Origin of the sequence: Microbulbifer epialgicus (genome assembly GCF_041447265.1) — a bacterium.
Classification (GTDB): Bacteria; Pseudomonadota; Gammaproteobacteria; order Pseudomonadales; family Cellvibrionaceae; genus Microbulbifer; species Microbulbifer epialgicus.
This window is the reverse complement of the sequence record NZ_JBGMEK010000191.1, coordinates 1-2,481: the sequence shown is the minus strand read 5'-3', so window position 1 is coordinate 2,481 and position 2,481 is coordinate 1. Positions and strand designations below refer to the sequence as shown.

At 42.2% G+C, this 2,481-nt stretch carries 4 protein-coding genes; 1 reads left to right on the top strand and 3 read right to left on the bottom strand.

Annotated elements, in window-relative coordinates; translation table 11 throughout:
• Positions 1-434: 434 nt before the first annotated feature.
• Together ACCI49_RS24310 and ACCI49_RS24305 are read right to left on the bottom strand one after the other, a co-directional pair.
• Positions 435-929, bottom strand: a complete 495-nt coding sequence (locus ACCI49_RS24310) for a DUF1003 domain-containing protein (protein ID WP_371841842.1) — start codon at positions 927-929, stop codon at positions 435-437.
• A 106-nt stretch (positions 930-1,035) separates the two neighbouring features.
• Positions 1,036-1,470: a phosphate-starvation-inducible PsiE family protein gene (locus ACCI49_RS24305; protein WP_371841841.1), complete on the bottom strand. Its 435-nt coding sequence runs from the start codon at positions 1,468-1,470 to the stop codon at positions 1,036-1,038.
• A 485-nt stretch (positions 1,471-1,955) separates the two neighbouring features.
• Here ACCI49_RS24305 and tnpA point away from each other — a divergent pair, with 485 nt between their 5' ends.
• The gene (tnpA, locus tag ACCI49_RS24300; RefSeq protein WP_371841840.1) at positions 1,956-2,267 is read left to right on the top strand and encodes an IS66 family insertion sequence element accessory protein TnpA; all 312 of its coding nucleotides are present in this window, start codon (positions 1,956-1,958) and stop codon (positions 2,265-2,267) included.
• On the opposite strand, the gene tnpB is transcribed toward tnpA, so the two are convergent.
• The coding region (tnpB, locus tag ACCI49_RS24295) for an IS66 family insertion sequence element accessory protein TnpB (protein WP_371841839.1) at positions 2,241-2,481 on the bottom strand (241 nt) is incomplete at its 5' end. The genes tnpA and tnpB overlap by 27 nt on opposite strands.

Genomic DNA, 2,481 nt, shown 5'->3' with positions numbered 1-2,481 from the left:
CTTAGTTGGTTTATTGTCTGGCGATAACAAATCAACCAGATACGCCGCTTTTTTTCAAACCTTCAAACACCAGATTTGGTTATAGCTCATGATAAATCGCAAGTTTTTAACTTACGTTTTGGAAGGTGGATTTAGTCCGAATCGCCCCGTAAACCCTCATTACACCGTGCTGGAGGCAAGTGTTTGGTTTTTTTCAGGGCCGACTAATTAGGAAATGTTATGGAATACCCTGAAAGTACAATGCTGTAAGTCACCCCTGGATTTTCCTGTAAAGAAGTCAAGAATAGTTTATGAGCTGTCTTGGCTTCCTTATTTAGAGTCCACTTTTGTGACTACCAACCCGAAAAATTCTTATAAGTTAAATGATCGCCGTATGCCCAATTTGACTTGCTGGGCTTGCCACAGAGAAAGCCCAAATGCTAAAAATTCAAAGCTCAATTATTATCAGGTTTTAACCTTTCCTTGAGCTCGTCAACTTTTTCATTAAGTCTCATCATTTCCAGCTCTAACTTTAGATTTACTTCAAATGCAGCATCCTGCTTCACTCTATCTTTTGCTGCCTGCCTATTCTGGGACATCATGATAATTGGAGCTTGAAAGGCGGCAAGGCTCGAGAGCCCGAGGTTTAGTAAAATAAAAGGGTATGGGTCAAAGGCTACCCCACCTACCAGCCACACAGTATTCATTACTATCCAGGCCAGTATAAATGCTAAAAATAAACCGATAAAAGTCCAAGATCCACCAAAAGCAGCTATCTTATCGGCAACAACCTGACCGAATTTTAGGCTATCGTGAAAGGTTTCATTCACGTTTTCAGATACAGAAGTTTTTTCGGCAATGCTATCTATGACCTTTTTCTCACCGGAACTTAAGTCTCCATAAGGCTGCCCTAACAAAGCTCTCGCTAAATTCTCGAAATATTTTTTCACAAACCTACCCCATACCAGAAAGCGTATTAAACCTATTAAATTTAAAGTGCCATTTCTACCTATAGGTATTTAACTGTCATAAATCCTGATCCTTCCAGAAGCGACTCTAATGGTCATCTACCATTTGCTTTTCACGGTGATAAACTAATATAGAAGAAATACGAAGCACCCCAAGCACCAATATAAATGCTGAAAATGCGTAAAGCATTTCAGCCTTAACTTCATGCTTAAACAAGGAAATAAGTATTTCTCGCAGAACAAAAACAATTGCTGCATCAACAATAAATGTAAGCCGAAGCTTATGGGTGTTGAAATACTCAACAAGGGACCGAGATAATTCTATCAATACATAAAGGGTTAAAACGTCAGTAATTATTCCAATATAATGGCCAGTTATGCCCTCAAAGCTTAGCAATTTCCAAGTTGTAATGAATAACTGTACCGTACCAATAGCAATCCCAACAATGATAAAAACAAGGATTACGGCGAAAACAAAATCAACCACCCCATCAAAATATTTTTTTATTTTATCGCTTTTCATCTCTACTACCAAAACTATTAATCTTAGATACAGCTAAAGATTTAACTTTAGCTCTCTACTGGTTGAGCATTAAACTATGCTTGGCAAGCACCATCAAGGAAACCTGTATTCAACTTTGAAGTGCATCAGTTAATCACCTGGAAAAGAACGGTTAGCTGAAGGTAACATCTGCCGCTTCTTTTCCGCCAAGAGATTAAGTGATGACCAAACGCTACCGACAGCTGACCGAAGAGCAACGATGCCAGATCTGGGCGCTAAAGAAAAGTGATTTGAGCAAGAGGGCAATCTGTCAGGGAGATTGGGGTTAGCCAGCCTACGATTAGCAGAGAGCTAGCTCGTAATCGAGGTGGAAAAGGCTACCGCTATAAGCAAGTTCAACGGATGACCGAAGAGCGACGTAGGTAAGCGGTACATGAACCACATTATTCAACTTGCTTTGGCAGACTGGCACGATGCCCCCTCCATCAACTTCGGAGGGAAGCCCCGTGAATTCGCAGCAGTGGCAATGTCATGTCAGGGCCTACGAGAAAAGCTCTCAGTCCAAGCGCGCTTATACTCGTAAGCACAACCTAAACTACAGCCAGTTCCTCCTTTCCGCCGCTCTGGCCGGTTGCCTTGAAGTAAAAGCCAAAGAGGAGCGCGGCTACGACCGCCATGAATGGCTACCCAAGTGGTCCGACACTAACGGCGACTGCCAGAGTACCCGCCATGAGCTGCTAGTTCAGTTCTCCCTGACTCCGGTTACCCTTTTTATTACGAAAGACAAAGAGCTAACCGGATGTCGGATCTTTATGTAACGTATCAGCCACCAACAGCACGATACCATCAATTTGTTTGCGAAAATCGATGGGCTGACGGTAAAACCAGACTTTGGTGCTAAACGGTAGCCACATCGTATTTAGTCGACCCTGAAAAAAGTCTCCAGACCTTGTGGCACTAGGATTACGTGGATATATGACATAGCCATTTCGACCAGTTTTCGCTATTCTGATCCAAATTTCTGGTCGAAAT

What these genes read in the sequence shown, in the direction of transcription:
- ACCI49_RS24305 (WP_371841841.1), bottom strand. Translation starts at nt 1,470, where the DNA reads ATGAAAAGCGATAAAATAAAAAAATATTTTGATGGGGTGGTTGATTTT.